This window comes from Kineococcus endophyticus (genome assembly GCF_040796495.1).
Classification (GTDB): domain Bacteria; phylum Actinomycetota; class Actinomycetes; order Actinomycetales; family Kineococcaceae; genus Kineococcus; species Kineococcus endophyticus.
The window spans coordinates 1-15468 of the sequence record NZ_JBFNQN010000020.1 but is presented as its reverse complement, the minus strand read 5'-3'; the positions used below and the strand labels follow the sequence as shown (position 1 = coordinate 15468).

The 15468-nt window shown below is 74.1% G+C and carries 18 protein-coding genes and 1 pseudogene; 11 read left to right on the top strand and 8 right to left on the bottom strand.

Going from position 1 to position 15468, the window contains the following annotated elements:
• Positions 1-19: 19 nt before the first annotated feature.
• A complete protein-coding gene (locus tag AB1207_RS22930) occupies positions 20-418 on the bottom strand; it encodes a hypothetical protein (RefSeq protein WP_367641015.1) in 399 nt (132 codons plus the stop codon).
• Between the two features lie 95 nt (positions 419-513).
• On the opposite strand from AB1207_RS22930, the gene AB1207_RS22925 reads away from it, so the two are divergent.
• Positions 514-1107: a hypothetical protein gene (locus AB1207_RS22925; RefSeq protein ID WP_367641014.1), complete on the top strand. Its 594-nt coding sequence runs from the start codon at positions 514-516 to the stop codon at positions 1105-1107.
• Between the two features lie 6 nt (positions 1108-1113).
• Here the strand turns inward: AB1207_RS22925 and AB1207_RS22920 are convergent, their stop codons facing one another.
• Positions 1114-1821 (bottom strand): SDR family NAD(P)-dependent oxidoreductase, encoded by a 708-nt coding sequence (locus AB1207_RS22920; RefSeq protein WP_367641012.1) that lies wholly within the window; start codon positions 1819-1821, stop codon positions 1114-1116.
• An 87-nt stretch (positions 1822-1908) separates the two neighbouring features.
• Between AB1207_RS22920 and AB1207_RS22915 the strand changes: the two genes are divergently transcribed.
• The 5 genes from AB1207_RS22915 to AB1207_RS22895 are packed head-to-tail and all read left to right on the top strand — an operon-like array spanning position 1909 to position 6919.
• Positions 1909-2805, top strand: coding sequence for a helix-turn-helix domain-containing protein (locus AB1207_RS22915; protein ID WP_367641010.1), 897 nt, complete (start codon positions 1909-1911; stop codon positions 2803-2805).
• Between the two features lie 31 nt (positions 2806-2836).
• Positions 2837-4492: a phosphoglucomutase (alpha-D-glucose-1,6-bisphosphate-dependent) gene (pgm, locus tag AB1207_RS22910; protein WP_367641008.1), complete on the top strand. Its 1656-nt coding sequence runs from the start codon at positions 2837-2839 to the stop codon at positions 4490-4492.
• A gap of 20 nt (positions 4493-4512) precedes the next feature.
• The gene (locus AB1207_RS22905; RefSeq protein WP_367641007.1) at positions 4513-4875 is read left to right on the top strand and encodes an RNA-binding S4 domain-containing protein; all 363 of its coding nucleotides are present in this window, start codon (positions 4513-4515) and stop codon (positions 4873-4875) included.
• On the top strand, positions 4872-5954 hold the full coding sequence (locus AB1207_RS22900; RefSeq protein WP_367641005.1) for an oxygenase MpaB family protein: 1083 nt from the start codon (positions 4872-4874) through the stop codon (positions 5952-5954). Before AB1207_RS22905 ends, AB1207_RS22900 begins: the two co-directional genes overlap by 4 nt.
• Complete coding sequence (locus tag AB1207_RS22895; protein ID WP_367641004.1) at positions 5951-6919, top strand: adenosine deaminase; 969 nt, start codon at positions 5951-5953, stop codon at positions 6917-6919. Before AB1207_RS22900 ends, AB1207_RS22895 begins: the two co-directional genes overlap by 4 nt.
• On the opposite strand, the gene AB1207_RS22890 is transcribed toward AB1207_RS22895, so the two are convergent.
• Positions 6882-7103, bottom strand: coding sequence for a hypothetical protein (locus AB1207_RS22890; RefSeq protein WP_367641003.1), 222 nt, complete (start codon positions 7101-7103; stop codon positions 6882-6884). The two genes, AB1207_RS22895 and AB1207_RS22890, sit on opposite strands and share 38 nt — an antisense overlap.
• Positions 7100-7483 (bottom strand): MerR family transcriptional regulator, encoded by a 384-nt coding sequence (locus tag AB1207_RS22885; RefSeq protein ID WP_367641081.1) that lies wholly within the window; start codon positions 7481-7483, stop codon positions 7100-7102. The genes AB1207_RS22890 and AB1207_RS22885 overlap by 4 nt, the downstream gene beginning before the upstream one ends.
• A 75-nt stretch (positions 7484-7558) precedes the next feature.
• Between AB1207_RS22885 and AB1207_RS22880 the strand changes: the two genes are divergently transcribed.
• Both AB1207_RS22880 and AB1207_RS22875 read left to right on the top strand, forming a co-directional pair.
• A complete protein-coding gene (locus AB1207_RS22880; protein WP_367641002.1) occupies positions 7559-8263 on the top strand; it encodes an SDR family oxidoreductase in 705 nt (234 codons plus the stop codon).
• 63 nt (positions 8264-8326) lie between these two features.
• Positions 8327-9892 (top strand): alkaline phosphatase D family protein, encoded by a 1566-nt coding sequence (locus tag AB1207_RS22875; RefSeq protein ID WP_367641001.1) that lies wholly within the window; start codon positions 8327-8329, stop codon positions 9890-9892.
• Positions 9893-9895: 3 nt separating this feature from the next.
• Here AB1207_RS22875 and AB1207_RS22870 read toward each other — a convergent pair whose 3' ends face one another.
• Both AB1207_RS22870 and AB1207_RS22865 read right to left on the bottom strand, forming a co-directional pair.
• Complete coding sequence (locus AB1207_RS22870) at positions 9896-10486, bottom strand: P-loop nucleotide/nucleoside kinase family protein (protein ID WP_367641000.1); 591 nt, start codon at positions 10484-10486, stop codon at positions 9896-9898.
• A 23-nt stretch (positions 10487-10509) separates the two neighbouring features.
• On the bottom strand, positions 10510-11439 hold the full coding sequence (locus tag AB1207_RS22865) for an aldo/keto reductase (RefSeq protein ID WP_367640998.1): 930 nt from the start codon (positions 11437-11439) through the stop codon (positions 10510-10512).
• A gap of 73 nt (positions 11440-11512) precedes the next feature.
• On the opposite strand from AB1207_RS22865, the gene AB1207_RS22860 reads away from it, so the two are divergent.
• From AB1207_RS22860 to AB1207_RS22850, 3 genes are all read left to right on the top strand, one after another.
• On the top strand, positions 11513-12949 hold the full coding sequence (locus AB1207_RS22860; protein ID WP_367640996.1) for a glucose-6-phosphate dehydrogenase: 1437 nt from the start codon (positions 11513-11515) through the stop codon (positions 12947-12949).
• A gap of 14 nt (positions 12950-12963) precedes the next feature.
• Positions 12964-13614, top strand: a complete 651-nt coding sequence (locus tag AB1207_RS22855) for a haloacid dehalogenase-like hydrolase (RefSeq protein WP_367640994.1) — start codon at positions 12964-12966, stop codon at positions 13612-13614.
• Positions 13615-13704: 90 nt separating this feature from the next.
• On the top strand, positions 13705-14760 hold the full coding sequence (locus AB1207_RS22850) for a GGDEF domain-containing protein (protein WP_367640993.1): 1056 nt from the start codon (positions 13705-13707) through the stop codon (positions 14758-14760).
• Here the strand turns inward: AB1207_RS22850 and AB1207_RS22845 are convergent.
• Positions 14750-15262, bottom strand: coding sequence for a hypothetical protein (locus AB1207_RS22845; protein WP_367640992.1), 513 nt, complete (start codon positions 15260-15262; stop codon positions 14750-14752). The two genes, AB1207_RS22850 and AB1207_RS22845, sit on opposite strands and share 11 nt — an antisense overlap.
• A gap of 57 nt (positions 15263-15319) precedes the next feature.
• A pseudogene (locus AB1207_RS22840) lies at positions 15320-15468 on the bottom strand (sugar ABC transporter ATP-binding protein); the annotation flags it as partial.

Here is a 15468-nt window from a genome sequence, read left to right as displayed (position 1 = left end):
CCTGGACCGCGGCGGTGGCTCAGTCGGGCGACCCGGCGAGCCGGCGGGCGTCCCGTTCCTCGTCCGCCGAGAAGCCCTCCCAGTCGTGGGCGCGGTGGGCGTCGGCCTGCGCCTGGATCCACGCCTGGTGCGCTTCCCACGCGCTCTGCTTGGTCACGCCGCTCGCCGCGGCGATCTGCGCCCAGGACGCCCCCGCGGCCCGGGCGGCGCGGACCGCGAGCTGGCGGCCGTAGGACGCCTTGCGGGACAGCACCTCCCCGAGGGCGAGCAGCTCCAGCGCCTCGTCCTTCGGCAGGTGCACGTCACCCTCACCAGGCGGGCCGGAGCCCAGGAGCGTGTGCCGCAGCCGCAGGTCGTCGTAGCGGTGGGCCGCGGTGAGCAGGGTGTGCTCGCGCTCGAGCTCGTCGATGGTGGTCACGTCGCCTCCCCTGGTGTCGTCAGGCCAGCCTGACGCTCGCGGGGACGCGACGCAAGACCTTGTCGCGGCGGGTGCGGCCCCGCGACCATGCCGGGGTGCACCTGCGGGGGACGGCGAGCTGGGAGGTCCGCGAGGACTTCGACCGCGGGCTGCTGCTGGCCCTCTACGTGCGTGACGCAGAGGGGCTGACGCCGTTCGTCGTCAGTGAGCCCGCCGTCGGCGAGCCCGAGGTGGGCGCCCTGGACCCTGCGCCGGACACCACGACGGCCGCCCCTTCGTCGGCCGCGGTCCGCGAGTGGGGCATCTGGTGGCACCGCGCGCTCACCGAACCGCCGCAGGTTCCGCCCTCCCCACCGGACTGGAACGGTCTCGAGCACCTGCCGACCGTGCGGGTCCTGGCGGAACGGCACCACCGGAAGTTCTGGGGCTGGATCGACGACCGGACGCGAGAGCAGGCCGACAGCAGGCGAAAGGGCGATCCAGTCGACCTGACCCGCTGGGTGAACGGGTACGAGCGACGGCTGGGGCGCCCCGTCCGCCCGTTCCAGCTCGGCGTGCGGCTCCTCCCCCTCGCCGAACCCGTCGGGTGGGTGCTGGCCGGGGATGACGTGCTCGTCAGCACCGCCCTGCGCCGCGACGCCCGCGCCTACGAGGAGTTCCTCACCCCCGTGGTCGACGCCCTGGCCTGACCCGCCTCACCAGGGCACGACGCCCCGCCGGTCGACGAACGTCCCCGTCGGCCCGTCGTCGGGCAGCGTCGCGAGGTGCACGACCGCGTCGGTTCCCTCGGTGACGCTCTGCGCGCCGTCACCGCCGTTGAGGTCGGTGCGCGTGTAGCCGGGGTCGGCCGCGTTGACGAGGACGCCGGGCAGGGCGTGGGCGAACTTCAGCGTCAGCATGGTCAGCGCGCTCTTCGACACCGCGTACGCCGGCGGCGTGATCCGCCAGTCGAAGAGGTCCATCTCCAGCGTGCGGGCGAAGGACCCCACGGTGGAGGAGACGTTGACGACGCGCGGGTGGGCGGAGTCGCGCAGCAGCGGGACGAACGCGTTGGTGACGCGCAGGACCCCGAGGAGGTTCACGTCCAGCAGCGCGGCGAGGGCGTCGGCCGTCAGCTCCTCGACGGGGGTCACGGCGCTGTTGACGCCCGCGTTGTTGACGAGGACGTCGAGGCCGCCGTGCTCGCGGCGGACCTGCTCGGCCGCGGCGTCGACGCTCGCCTGGTCGGTGACGTCGAGCGGGATCCAGGTGACGCCGAGCTCGTCGGCGGCGGCCCGTCCGCGCCCGGGGTCGCGAGCGCCGAGGAGGACGGTGTGGCCGAGGGCGGCAAGGCGTCGGCAGGTCTCGCGGCCGATGCCCTTGTTCCCGCCGGTGACGAGGGCGACGGGGCGTGTCGTGGTCATGGGTACCACCCTGCGGCGGCCCTCGTCCCCGCGGAAGGCGACGTCGGTCGGGGGGACCGGCAGCACCACCCGGGGCAGGATGAGCCCGTGACGACGGGTACGACAGCCCCTGCCCTGGGCGGCCTGCTGCGCCAGTTCCGGCGCGGCTGCGCCGTCGAGGGGACGGGCTTCGCCCGCAGGACCCGGCGCACGCCGGGGTTGCGGCGCGAGGAGCTCGCGCTGCTGGCCGGGGTCTCCGTCGACTACCTCGTCCAGCTCGAGCAGGGCCGCGCGGCGCGGCCGTCGGCGCCCGTGGTCGCCGCGCTGTCCCGGGCCCTGCGCCTGACCGACGACGACACCGCGCTCCTGCACCGGGCCGCCGGTCTGGCCGCCCCGACGGGTGCCGTCCGGCGCGAGGTCCCCGCTGCGGCCGAGCGCCTCGTCGCCCGGCTGGGGCCGCTGCCGGCGGCGGTGTACTCCGCGGACTGGTGGGTGCTGCGCTGGAACGCCGCATGGACGGCGCTGCTCGGCGATCCCCTGCTCAAGCGCGGCCGCGAACGCAACGTCGTCTGGTACGAGATGGTCGAGCCCAACCCGCGGGTGTGGGTGGACCCGGCCGAGGACGAGGTGTTCCGCGACGCCGTCGTCGGGGACCTGCGGGTGGCGCTGCTGGAGCACCCCGACGACGCCGAGCTCATCGACCTGGTGCAGGCGCTGAGGCAGCGCAGCCCCGAGTTCGTCGAGCGGTGGACGTCCGCGCGGCCGGCCCGCTACCGCGGGATGCGCAAGCGCGTCGACCACGCCGAGGTCGGGCCGATGACGCTCGACGGCGACGTGCTCGAGGTCCCCGGCAGCGACGTCCGGGTCGTCGTGTACTCCGCCGCCCCGGGTTCCGTGGACGCCGAGCGGCTGGCCCGGCTGGACCCCCTCACGACCTCGGCAGGGGGTGGTGGCGGGGTCGCCACGGGCGGTGCAGGATCATCGGCACGCACGATGCGAGCCTGACCAGCCGGAGCCCAGGAGTGACGAGGAAGCCATGACGAACCCCCGCGCAGGACAGCACGCCCAGCCCTCGGACCTCATCGACGTCGCGCACGTCGTCACGGCCTACTACGCGACCAAGCCCGACCCGTCCGACGTCGGCCAGCGCGTCGCGTTCGGCACCTCCGGCCACCGCGGGTCCAGCCTCGACGCGGCGTTCAACGAGGACCACATCCTCGCCACGACGCAGGCGATCGTCGACTACCGCCGCGAGCAGGGCTACGACGGCCCGCTCTTCCTCGGCCGCGACACCCACGCCCTGTCCGAACCCGCGTGGGTGTCCGCGCTGGAGGTCCTGGGCGCCAACGACGTCACCGTCCTGGTGGACGACCGCGACTCCTGGACCCCCACGCCGGCGGTCTCGCACGCGATCCTCGCCGCGAACCGCGACGGCCGGACGATCCGCACGACGGGTTCCGGCCTGGCCGACGGCATCGTCGTCACCCCCTCGCACAACCCCCCGCGCGACGGCGGGTTCAAGTACAACCCGCCGAACGGCGGCCCGGCCGACACCGACGCGACCGGCTGGATCGCGGCCAAGGCCAACGCCTACCTCGAGGCCGGGCTCGACGGCGTCCGCCGCGTCCCCTTCGCCAAGGCCCGCGCCGCGGCGCAGGGTTACGACTTCCTCGGCACCTACGTCGACGACCTGCCGAACGTCCTGGACATCGACGCTATCCGCGACGCGGGCATCCGCATCGGCGCCGACCCCCTCGGCGGGGCGAGCGTCGAGTTCTGGCAGGCCGTCGCCGACCGGCACCGCCTCGACCTGACGGTCGTCAACCCGCTCGTGGACCCGACGTGGCGGTTCATGACGCTGGACTGGGACGGCAAGATCCGCATGGACTGCTCCTCCCCGTCGGCGATGCACTCGGTCATCGACCGCCGCTCGGAGTTCCAGATCGCGACGGGCAACGACGCCGACGCCGACCGGCACGGCATCGTGACCCCGGACGCCGGCCTGATGAACCCCAACCACTACCTCGCCGTGGCGATCCAGTACCTGTTCTCCTCCCGCAAGGACTGGCCGCAGGGTGCCGCCATCGGCAAGACGCTGGTCTCCAGCTCGATGATCGACCGCGTCGCGGAGTCGCTGGGGCGCACGCTCCTGGAGGTGCCGGTCGGGTTCAAGTGGTTCGTCCCCGGCCTGCTCGACGCCTCGGTCGGGTTCGGCGGCGAGGAGTCCGCGGGCGCCTCGTTCCTGCGCAAGGACGGGTCCGTGTGGAGCACGGACAAGGACGGGATCCTGCTGGCGCTGCTGGCCTCGGAGATCACCGCCGTCACCGGCCGCACGCCGAGCCAGCACTACGCTGACCTGGTGGAGAGGTTCGGCCGTCCGCAGTACGTCCGCTCCGACGCCGCGGCGACCCGGGAGCAGAAGGCCACGCTGTCGAAGCTGTCGCCCGACCAGGTGTCGGCGACGGAACTGGCCGGGGAACCCATCGTGAGCAAGCTCACCGAGGCGCCGGGCAACGGCGCGAAGATCGGCGGGTTGAAGGTCGTGACGGAGTCGGCGTGGTTCGCCGCGCGCCCGTCCGGCACCGAGGACGTGTACAAGATCTACGCGGAGTCCTTCAAGGGCGCCGACCACCTGCGCCACGTCCAGCACGAGGCGCAGGAACTGGTCGACGGGGTGCTGTCGGGGAACTAGGTAGCAGTGCGGGGGGACGCGTGACGAGGATCGACGCGTGGACGTGGGCGGTCCGGCTCTACAAGAGCCGGTCGCTCGCGTCCGCGGCGGTGAAGGCGGGTCACGTCCGCGTCAACGACGAGCGCGCGAAACCCGCGACGAGCGTCCACGTCGGGGACGTGGTCACGGTGCGGGCGGAGGGGTACGACAAGGTCTTCGAGGTCGTCCAGTTGCTGGACAAGCGCGTGGGTGCTCCCCTGGCCCAGGCGGCCTACATCGACCACTCCCCACCCCCGCCGCCCCGGGACGAGTTCTTCGGTGCGTTCGGCGTCCGCGACCGCGGCGCCGGACGCCCGACGAAGCGCGACCGGCGGGAGATGGACGACCTGCGAGGACGACGGTGACGTTCCCGGAACTGCCCACCCCGGAGCAGCTCACGGCCGCCCAGCGGCGCGGCGACGACCTGGCCGACGCGGTGGCCGACGCCGTGCACGACGACCCCGCCGTCCGCGGCGAGTTCGCGCGGGCGTTGCGAGCGGGCTCCTCGAGCGCGCAGCACCCGGCCGTCCGGGCGTTCGTCGCCGAGCAGGAACGGCTGGCCGACGCGGGCGACCCGGACCTGCTCGCCGCCGGGGCCCGCGCGACGTTCACCGCGCCGCTGGCGGTGCACGTGTTCGACGTCGGCGCCGGCGCGCTCATCAGCTCCTACCGTCCCCCGGGGCCCGCGGCCGTCCTCACCGGCACCGGCCGCCTCGTGCACGGGACCCAGCACCGCCTCACCGAGACGGCGCGCTGGCTGTCGGCGGCCTCCCTCCCGGACGGGCTCGTCCGCGGGGCCGAGGGCTGGGTCATGACGTCGTGGGTCCGCCTGGGGCACGCGGTGGCCCGGCGCGCCGTGCAGCGGGCGGAGGGCCGGGGCGTCGTCGTGCCGATCTCCCAGATGGACTCGGTGCGGACCTGGCTCGACTTCACGGTGGTCGCCCCGCGGTCGGCCCACCGGCTGGGGTTCGAGGTCACCGACGCCGAGTACGCGCAGTTCCTCACCTACTGGCGGTTCCTGGGCGGGTTGCTGGGGGTCGAACCCCAGCTCGTCGCGGGCGCCGTCGACCGCCGTTCCGCCGCCGACCTGCTGCGTCGCGTCGACGCCCTCACCGGCCCGCCGTCGCAGGACTCGCGGATCCTCACCGAGGCCGGGATCGAGGCCCTCGCCGGCGGGTTGCGCGACCTCGTCCGGGTCCCCCTGGGCCCGGGCCGGATCGCGGCCCGCACCGTGGCGCGCCACCTGCAGGGTCCCGACCTCGGCCGGGCGCTCGGGCTGGGCGACCCCGCCCCGCAGGACCGGCTGGTCCCACTCGCCGCGGCCGTCAACAGGGTGGGCCTGTCCGTCCTGCGCCGGTCGGACCGGGTGTGGAACGCGGTCGTGGAGCTGAACATCTGGTCGAACCGGCGCTTCCTGACCGAGAGCGCGGAACTGGTGGCATGACAGGACGGACGAGGGTCGAGGACCTCCCCAAGGCCGAGCTCCACGTCCACCTGGAGGGGACCCTCGAGGCCGACCACCTGCTCGAGCTGGCACGCCGCCACGACGTCGCCCTGCCGTGGCGGAGCGTCGAGGAGGTTCGCGCCGCCTACGCGTTCACCGACCTCCAGTCGTTCCTCGACGTGTTCTTCGTCGGCTGCCGCGTGCTGCGGGAACGGCAGGACTTCGCGGACCTCGCGCACCGCTACCTCCTGCGCGCGGCGGCCGACGGGGTGGTCCGGGCCGAGGTGTTCTTCGGCGTGCAGACGTTCCTCGCCCTCGGGGTGCCGCTCGCGGACCAGCTGGAGGGGATCTTCGACGGGTTCGACCGGGCGCGGGCCGAGACGGGCATCGACGCCGCGCTCATCACGTCGGCGCAACGGCACCGCACCGAGGACGACGCCCTCGCGATGGTCGACGCCCTCATGCCGTGGGCTGACCGGATCGTGGGGTTCGGGCTGGGCTCCACCGAACTCGGGAACCCGCCGTCGAAGTTCGCGCGGTACTTCGCGACGGTCCGGGACCGGGGTTTCCACGCCACGGCCCACGCCGGGGAGGAGGGTGGCCCGGACTACGTGCGCGAGGCGCTCGACGTCGGCGTCGAACGCATCGACCACGGGGTGCGGTCCGCCGAGGACCCCGACCTCGTCGCCCTCCTGGCCCGCGAGCGGGTTCCGCTCACGGTCTGCCCGCTGTCGAACCAGCGGCTGCACGTCACCCCCGACCTGACGGCGCACCCGCTGCGGACACTGCTCGACGCGGGCGTCCTCGTCACGGTCAACTCCGACGACCCGAGCTACTTCGGCGGCTACGTCGCGGACAACTACCGCGCCGTGCGGGACGCGCTGGACCTCACCGACGAGGAGCTGGAGCGCCTGGCGCGCACCAGCCTCAGCGCGACCTGGGCAGGTCCGCCAGCCACGTCCTGACCTCGTCGAGGGTGAGGACGGGTCCGGCGGCCCCGAACGCGATCCGCGCGTCCTTCTCCCCGGGCTTGCCGCTCGTCAACAGGTAGCCGGGGTGACGGTTCGTCGGCGCCTCCAGCGTCCAGCCCTTGCGGGTCGCCTCGCGGCGCAACGTGGCGAACTCCTCGTCCTGGCCCGCTCCGCTCACGAGGCCACCGCACAGCGCGTCGGCGCCGAAGGGTCGGCGCGGTAGGCCTGCCCGGCACGGATCACGTCGTCCAGCTTGTCGCGCGTGGCCGTGAGCTCGTCGAGCTGCGCCTGCACGCGGGCCCGCTCCGCCAGCAGCCGGTCCTGCATCTCGTCGGTCAGCACGCCGTGGTCCATGCACGGCAGGATCCGCAGGACGGCCTTGCTGCCGAGCCCGGCGGCGTAGAGGTTCTGGATGAACCGGACCCGGTCCACGGCCGAAGCCGGGTAGTGGCGCTGCCCGCCGGGGCTGCGCTCGGCGTGCAGCAGCCCCTGCTCCTCGTAGTACCGCAGCGCCCGGACGCTGACCCCCGACCGCTGCGCGACCTCGCCGATGCGCACCGCGCTCACCCCTCTCGAACTCGTCCGACGCAGGACTTGACCCTGACGTCGGCGTCAGGTCTTAGCGTACCCGCCATGACCACCTGGACCACCACCACCGCTCTCGTCACCGGCGCCAACCGCGGCATCGGCCGGGCCACCGCCGCCGAACTGCTCGCCCGCGGCGCCACCGTCTACGCCGCGGCCCGCCGCCCCGAGAGCATCGACCTGCCGGGCGTCACGCCCGTCGCGCTCGACATCACCGACCCCGCCTCGGTGGCCGCTGCCGCCGAGCTGGCCTCCGACGTCGACCTGCTCGTCAACAACGCCGGGATCTCCACCGGCGGGACGCTCCTCGGCGACCTGGACGCCGTCCGCGCCGAGATGGACGTGAACTTCTGGGGGACGCTGTCGATGGTCCGCGCGTTCGCGCCCGTCCTCGCGGCCAACGGCGGGGGGACGGTCGTCAACGTCGCCTCCGCGCTGTCGTGGTTCGCGTTCCCCGGTGCCGGCTCGTACGCCGTCTCCAAGGCCGCGAACTGGAACATGAGCAACGCCCTGCGCATCGAACTGGCGGGCCAGGGCACCCACGTCGTCTCCGTCCACCTCGGCGCGGCCGACACCGACATGATGAAGGGGTACGAGGGCCCCATGACCGCGCCCGCCGACGTCGCCACGCGCATGCTGGACGGCGTCGCCGCCGGCGCGTTCGAGGTCGTCGTCGACGACTGGAGCGAGATGGTCAAGGCGTCCCTGGCCAAGGACCCGCGGGAGTTCTACCAGCAGCACCTGACGGCCTGACCGTTCGCCCGGAGTTGTCCCGCGGGTCACCTGGCCGGCGCCGAGCGGGACCACACTCCGGGCATGGCCACCCCCACCGACCGCCGCACGTTCCTCGCCGCGACGGGTGCCGTCGCCGGGCTCGCCGCCGCCACGGGCGTGGGGGTGAGCCCCGCGGAGGCGAGCAGCGGTCGGCACCGCGACGACGACCCGTTCACCCTCGGCATCGCCTCCGGCGACCCGACGGCGGACGGTGTCGTCCTGTGGACCCGGCTGGCGCCGGAACCCTTCGAGGCCGACGGAGGCATGGGCCGGCACGCGGTCCGCGTCGAGTGGCGGGTCTGCACCGACGAGGGCATGCGCTGCGAGGTGGCCCGCGGCCGCGCTCTCGCCGCACCGGAACTCGCGCACTCGGTGCACGTCGAGGTCGACGGGTTGGAGCCGGACCGCGAGTACCACTACCAGTTCCGGTACCGCCGGGCCGTGTCGGCCGTCGGCCGGACCAGGACCCTGCCGGCAGCGCGTTCGTGCCCGGCGGAACTGCGCTTCGCGTTCGTGTCCTGCCAGGACTTCGCGTCCGGGTACTACCCGTCCTACGTGGACATCGCCGGACAGGACCTGGGGTTCGTGCTGCACCTGGGCGACTACGTGTACGAGGGCGACGTCGACGACCGCGGCGGGTACCGCGACGCACCCGTCCCCGAACCCGCCCGAGCCGCGCCCCGGACCCTGGAGCAGTGGCGCTACCGCTACTCGCTCTACAAGAGCGACCCGCAGCTGCAGGCCGCCCACGCCCGGCACCCGTTCGTCGTGACGTGGGACGACCACGAGGTCGCGAACGACTACGCCGGGACGGCGGCCGAGGGGCGGCCCGACCTCGCCGCGGTCCGCGCCGCCGCGTACCAGGCGTACTACGAGCACCAACCCCTGCGGCGCGCGTCCATCCCCCGCCCCGACGGCGGGTTGCGGCTGTACCGGGGCCTGGAGTTCGGGACCCTGGCGTCGTTGAGCGTGCTCGACGGCCGCCAGTACCGGACCGTCCCCGCCGGGACGTGGGGCGAGGGCCCGGAGGTGCGGGACCCGGCCGCCACGATGCTCGGTCGGGAGCAGGAACGCTGGCTGGACCGCCGTCTCCACGCCTCCCGGGCGCGCTGGAACGTGCTGGGCGGCAACGTGATGGTCTCCGGTCTCGACCACGACGGGCCGACCGGGGACGTGGTGTGGCACGACTCCTGGGACGGCTACCCCGTCGCCCGTGAACGCCTGTTCCGGTCCCTGGAGAGTTCCCGGGTGTCGAACCCGGTCTTCGTCACGGGCGACTGGCACTCGACGTTCGTCAGCGACGTGCACCGACAGGTCGAACGTCCCGGGGACTCCCCCGTCATCGCCACCGAGTTCGTGGGCACGTCGATCTCCTCGAACGGTGACCGTGAGGTGTACGGGCCCTACTACGGCCCGATGATCGCGTACAACCCCCAGGTGCGGTTCTTCGACGGCGACCGCCGCGGCTACGTCCGCTGCACCGTGACGCCGGGGCAGTGGCGGACGGAACTGCGGATGACCCCCACCGTGTCGACCCCCGACGCGCCCACCTCCACGTTCCGCGAGTTCGTGGTCGAGGACGGCCGGCCGGGCGCCGTGGAGGTCTGAGCGTCAGGGGGTCCGGAGCCCCCGCTCGCGCAGGACGCCCAGCAGGTGCTGCGCGTTCTCCCCCGGCGGGGTCGTCGTCGTGTCGATGGTGACGACCTCCTCCGCCGGGGGCTGGAACAGCCGTGTCGTGAGCGTGTACCCGCGGTACCCCTCGGGGTCGGAACCCTTGCGCGCCGCGACCCGGTCGGGGTTGTCGATCCGGCTGACCTGCTCGTCGAGGTCGCACGTCAGCACGACGGCGAGGAACAGGGACCCGCGGCGCCGGGCCAGCGAGCGGACGGCGTCGTACTGCTCGAGGGCGTCCGGGCCGTCCTCGATGACGTTCGTGAACACGTAGCTGTTCGACGCCGGCGCGACCTCCTCGATCGCGCGCAGGACGGCGTCCCGGATGGGCACCACGTGGTCCCAGACCGTCGGCGGCAGCGGGAAGACCCCGTCCCAGCGGAAGAGTTCCAGGACGGGGCGGTTCACGAGGGCGTTGTCGACGAGGACCCCGTCCAGCAGCTCGGCCAGGTGGCGGCCGACGGTCCGCTTGCCCATCCCCGGGTAGCCGAGCATGAACACGACACAGGTGTCGTGGGTCGGGTCGTCCACCGGTGTCTCCTCCACGTCCGCGCTCACCCCCACGGCAGCGCGCTGCGCGTCGCCCAGTACGCCTCGGGCCCCTCGACCGCGCCGTCGGGCACGGCGGCCGGCGGTCGCGCCGCGAGGTTCTGCGCCAGCTGCTCCCGGCTCACGGCCCCGCTGAGGACGACGTCGACGAAGGGCTGGGCCAGGGCGGCGCCGAGGGCGAAGGCGTCGACCGTCTGACCGTCGACGCGGGCGAGGGCGGTGACCGCCGGGTCCGCGCCGTGGGCGGTGAGCCGTCCGTTCGCGACGCCCTCCTTCACCACGACGAGCCAGCCGTCGTCGTGGGCCTGGGCGAGGGCGGGACCCACGGAGCGCTCGAGGAGGTTCCACGTCGACTGCACCGCCGTGAACGGCGTCGACAGCGCGAGGGCGCGTTCGAGGACGGCGCCCTGGGCCGGACCGCTGGTCGAGATGCCCACGCGCACACCGGTACGCGCGAGGTCGGTGAGCGCCCGCAGGAGGGGTTCGTCGTCGAGGGCGCCGGAGTCGGGGGTCACCGAGTGGACGAGGTACACGTCCGGCGGGCCCCCGAGCGCCTCCAGCGTCTCGGGCCACTGCCGCTCGAAGACGGCCAGCGAGTGGTCCTTGCGCTCGTGGACGTCGGCGTCCAGCGTCCACCCGCCCACGTACTCGTAACCCCACTTCGACCCGACGGTCAGCTGCTCGCGGCGGCCGGGGTGGGCGGCGAGCCAGGCGCCGAGGAACCGCTCGGCGTAGCCGTAGGAACGGGCGACGTCGACGTAGCGCACACCGGCGTCCCACGCGGCGTCGAGCAGGTCGTGGCAGCGGGCCTGCATCTCCGCCACGGAGCGGGCCGCGGCGAGGTCCTCGCCTCGTCCGAGGGTGATGTAGGCCGGGCGGCCGACGGCGGCCAGCCCCAGCCCCAGGCGGTGCGCCCACGGTGTGGTCTTCGTCACGCGGGTAGCGTAGGCGCGGGTCCCACACGGGGTACCCCTGCACCTCCCCCCACGAGTCTCGAGTTGGAGACGCATGAACAACGCGCTGGGCGCCACCACGAGCGCCGGCCCCACCGTCTTCGTCGTCTACGGCGCCAGCGGTGACCTGGCGAAGCGGCTCGTCATGCCGGGCTTCGCAGCCCTGGCCGCCGCCGACCTGCTGCCCGAGCGCTGGGTCCTCGTCGGCAGCGGCCGCCGCGCCACGCCCGACGAGCAGTACCGCGAGCACGTCCGCGACGGTCTCGTCGAGTTCGCCCGCGGCAAGAACGGCGTCACCGACGAGGTGATCGAGTCGCTCCTGCCCGGGCTGCGCTTCGCCGGCGGCGGGTTCACCGCGGACGACCCGGGCGAGCTGCTCGACGCGATCGCGGCGGCCAAGGACGAGGTCGGTGAGGACGCCCAGGTCGTCCACTACCTCGCCCTGCCGCCCTCGACGTTCGAGTCGTACACCAAGGCCATCGCCGCGCACGGCCTCGCCGAGGGCACCCGCGTCGTCTACGAGAAGCCCTACGGCACCTCGCCGCAGTCCTTCGAGGAGCTCGACCAGCTGGTCCTGTCGGTCTTCGACGAGCAGCAGGTCTTCCGCATCGACCACTTCCTCGGCAAGGAGGCGACGCAGCAGCTCCACGTCATCCGGTTCGCGAACCGCATGATCGAGCAGTTGTGGTCGAACGAGCACGTCGCGCAGGTGCAGATCGACGTCCCCGAGGTGCTCGGCGTCGACGACCGCGCGACGTTCTACGACGAGACCGGCGCGACGCTGGACATGCTCGTCACGCACCTGCTGCAGGTCGCCGCGGAGGTCGCCCTCGACCCGCCGGCGGACTGGACGTCGGACGCGCTGGCCGAGGCCCGCGAGGCCGTCCTGGCCAAGTTCCGCCCGATGGACCCGGCCGAGGTCATCCTCGGTCAGGGCACGGGCTACCGGGAGATCAAGGACGTCCGTGAGGGCTCGACGACGGACACGTTCGTCGCGGCCCGCGTGTGGGTCGACACCGAGCGCTGGCAGGGCGTCCCGTTCGTCCTGCGGACGGGCAAGAAGCTCGCCGAGAGCCACCAGCACGTCACCCTCGTCTTCAAGCGGCCGCTGAACTCGCCGCAGAAGGACGACGACGCGGCGCCCGAGACGCTCACCTTCACGTTGTCCGGCAACGGTTCCCTCTTCGCAGGGGTCACGGCCCGCCGTCCCGGCGTCTCCGACGACCTCGTCCCGGGCAAGCTCTACCTGGACCTGGCCGAGCTGCCCAACGCCGAACCGCTGCCCCCGTACGCCGCGCTGCTGCGCGACGTGCTCATCGGTGACCGCGCCCTCTTCACGACGTCGGCCGGGCTGCGCGACGCGTGGCGCGTCGCCGCTCCGATGCTGGACCACCGGCCCGAGCTGCACCCGTACGAGCCGGGCACCTGGGGCCCGGAGGCCGCCGAGGCGATCGCCGCCCCGTACGGCTGGCTGACGGAGAAGCGCGCCTGACGCAGGGCCCGTCCGTGCGCCGTCGTCCCCCGGGGCGGCGGCGCACTGTCGTCTTCGACCTCGACGGCACCCTCGTCCCCGGTGACGCCTTCGGCGCGTTCCTGCTCTCGAGGTGGCGGAGCTCACCGGTGCGGCTCCTGGGTGCCCTCGTCCTCGCGCCCCTGGTGCTGCTGGACCGCCGTGCCGAACTGCTCGTCGTCGCGACCGCCACCGTCGGGACCACGGACGCCGCGCTGCAGCGACGGTGGCGCGAGCACGCGCTGCGGCACGCGCGGTTCGGCGCGGTCCCCGAGGCGCTGGACCGGCTCGCCGCCCACCGCGAGGCCGGCGACCGGGTCGTCGTCGCCACCGCCTGCGCCGAGCCCCTGGCCCGGCTCGTGCTCCACGCCCTCGGGCTGGGGGACGTCGAGCTGGTCGCCACCGCGTACGAGCACCGGCGGTGGGGGACTCCACGGGCGAGCGCGATCCGTGGGGAGGCCAAGGTCGAGGCGCTCCGGCGGGCCGGGGTCGGGCTGCCCGTCGACCACGCCTACAGCGACAGCCTGCGGGACCTGCCGCTGCTGCTCGCCGCCCGCACGCCCCACCTCGTCCGGCCGCGACGGCGTGACCTGCCGCGGTGGCGACGGGCGCTCGGCGACGTCGACGTGCTGGTTCGCCGCGTCTGAAGCGTTGCAGCCCGGCTCGGCGTTGCTCCACCCGGCGGGTACCCGGTCCCACAGCGTGGGGGAGGACCCCGGAGCAGCCGATGGACAGCTGTGAGGTCCCTGCACCGCCTGGTCGCCGCGCCCGGCGCCCTGGTCCGTTCGCTGAGCCCGCGCGACGCCCGCGCGGCCCAGCGGTGGGCGTGCGCCTCCATCGTCTCGGCAATGCTCACCAGCTTCGTCGTGCAGTGGCTGACGTCACCGGACGGGACGAACGTGGCGGCCGTCGGGTCCACGGCCCTCGTCCTGGGCGTCGCCGCCCTCCTGCTGCGACTGCCGCCGCGGGTCGTCGCGCCCTGGGTGGTGTTCGTCCCGCTGCTCGGGATCGTGCTCATCGTGAAGCTCGACCTGCCCAGCGGGGACGCCGGTGTCACCGGTCAGGTGTTCTTCACCGTCCCCGTCGTCTGGGCGGCGACGCACCTGCGCTGGGGCGGGATCGCCCTGGTCACGGCCGCGACCGTCGCCGGGGAGGCCGTCGTCGTCTTCTCGCTGCTGCCGCTGGAGCAGGCCGTCGTCGACTGCGCGCTGGTGTCCGGACTGGTGGCCGTCCTCGCCGGCGTCCTGGGTCGCGCAGCGTCCACGCGGCAGCGCCTCGTGGAGGAGCTCGCCGAGCAGGCCGGGGTCGACGCGCTGACGGGGCTGGCCACGCGCCGGGTCCTGGACGACACGACGGCCCGGCTGCGGGCCGAGCCCGGGGTCCGGGCGTCGCTGGTGCTGCTCGACCTCGACCGCTTCAAGGCGATCAACGACACGCACGGCCACCTCGGCGGCGACGCCGCCCTCGTGCACGTGGCCGGTGTCCTGCGCCGGTGCTGCCGCCCCGGGGACGTGGTGGCCCGCATGGGCGGGGACGAACTCGCCGTGCTGCTCGTGGACACCACGCCCGCCGCGGCGGCGGAACTGGCGGACCGGTTCGTCGACGCCGTGCGCCGGTCGCCGCTGCACCTGCCCGACGGGACGGTCGTCCCGCTGTCCCTCAGCGCGGGCACGGCACCGCTGACGACGTCCGGGGACCCCCACGCCGACCCGTACGCCCGTGCGGACGAAGCCCTCTACGCCGCCAAGCGCGCCGGCCGGGACCGGGCGGTCGCGGCCGTCCTCAGTGCGTGAGCCGGACCTTCAGCAGGGCTGCTCCGGCGCCGACCGCCGCCAGGACGAGTCCGGCGACGAAGGTGCGGAAGGAGGGTCGCTCCCCGCGGACGCGCCCGACGACGAACCCCAGCGCGGCCAGCCGCAGCACGGTGACGGCGACCGCCAGGTGGAGGGCGAGCGCGGGCCGCCACGCCCCGGTGAGGGCGGGGAGCATGAGGAGCGCGGGGCCGACGGCCGCGGAGGCCACGGGGACGGCGTCGCGCACCTCGTGCAGCAGCACGGTGCGGGAGACGCGACCCGAGCGGATGCTCAGCCCGATCCCGTCGGCCAGGACGTGGGCGACGAACGTCGAGACGGCCGTCCCGAGCACGTAGGTGATGCCCTTGGCCCGTGTGAGGTCCGCCGGGACGAGGGCGATGAGCGCGGCGAGGACGAGGACGTCGCCGTAGAGGTAGGCCGACACCCGGGCCGCTGCCCGGTCCCGGGCGTCGTGGGTGTCGGGGGCCTCGGCTCGCTGCACGCCGGGACGGTACCGCCGGGGTGCGGCGCCCGGAGGACGCCGCACCCCGTGCGCGGGTCAGGCCGGTCGCGCGGCCTGCTCCTCGGCGGGGACGGTGACGGCGCCGGTCATGATCGCCACCCCCTCACCCATCGAGTGCGACGACGGGGTGATCACCGCCGCCCGCCGACCCAACCGCTGGATGTGGATCCGGTCCGCCACCTGCC

Excerpts from the sequence above, each read along its gene's own strand:
- AB1207_RS22920 (WP_367641012.1), bottom strand. The coding sequence starts at position 1,821 with ATGACCACGACACGCCCCGTCGCCCTCGTCACCGGCGGGAACAAGGGC.
- pgm (WP_367641008.1), top strand. The coding sequence starts at position 2,837 with ATGACGAACCCCCGCGCAGGACAGCACGCCCAGCCCTCGGACCTCATC.
- AB1207_RS22895 (WP_367641004.1), top strand. The coding sequence starts at position 5,951 with ATGACAGGACGGACGAGGGTCGAGGACCTCCCCAAGGCCGAGCTCCAC.
- AB1207_RS22880 (WP_367641002.1), top strand. The coding sequence starts at position 7,559 with ATGACCACCTGGACCACCACCACCGCTCTCGTCACCGGCGCCAACCGC.
- AB1207_RS22875 (WP_367641001.1), top strand. The coding sequence starts at position 8,327 with ATGGCCACCCCCACCGACCGCCGCACGTTCCTCGCCGCGACGGGTGCC.
- AB1207_RS22860 (WP_367640996.1), top strand. The coding sequence starts at position 11,513 with ATGAACAACGCGCTGGGCGCCACCACGAGCGCCGGCCCCACCGTCTTC.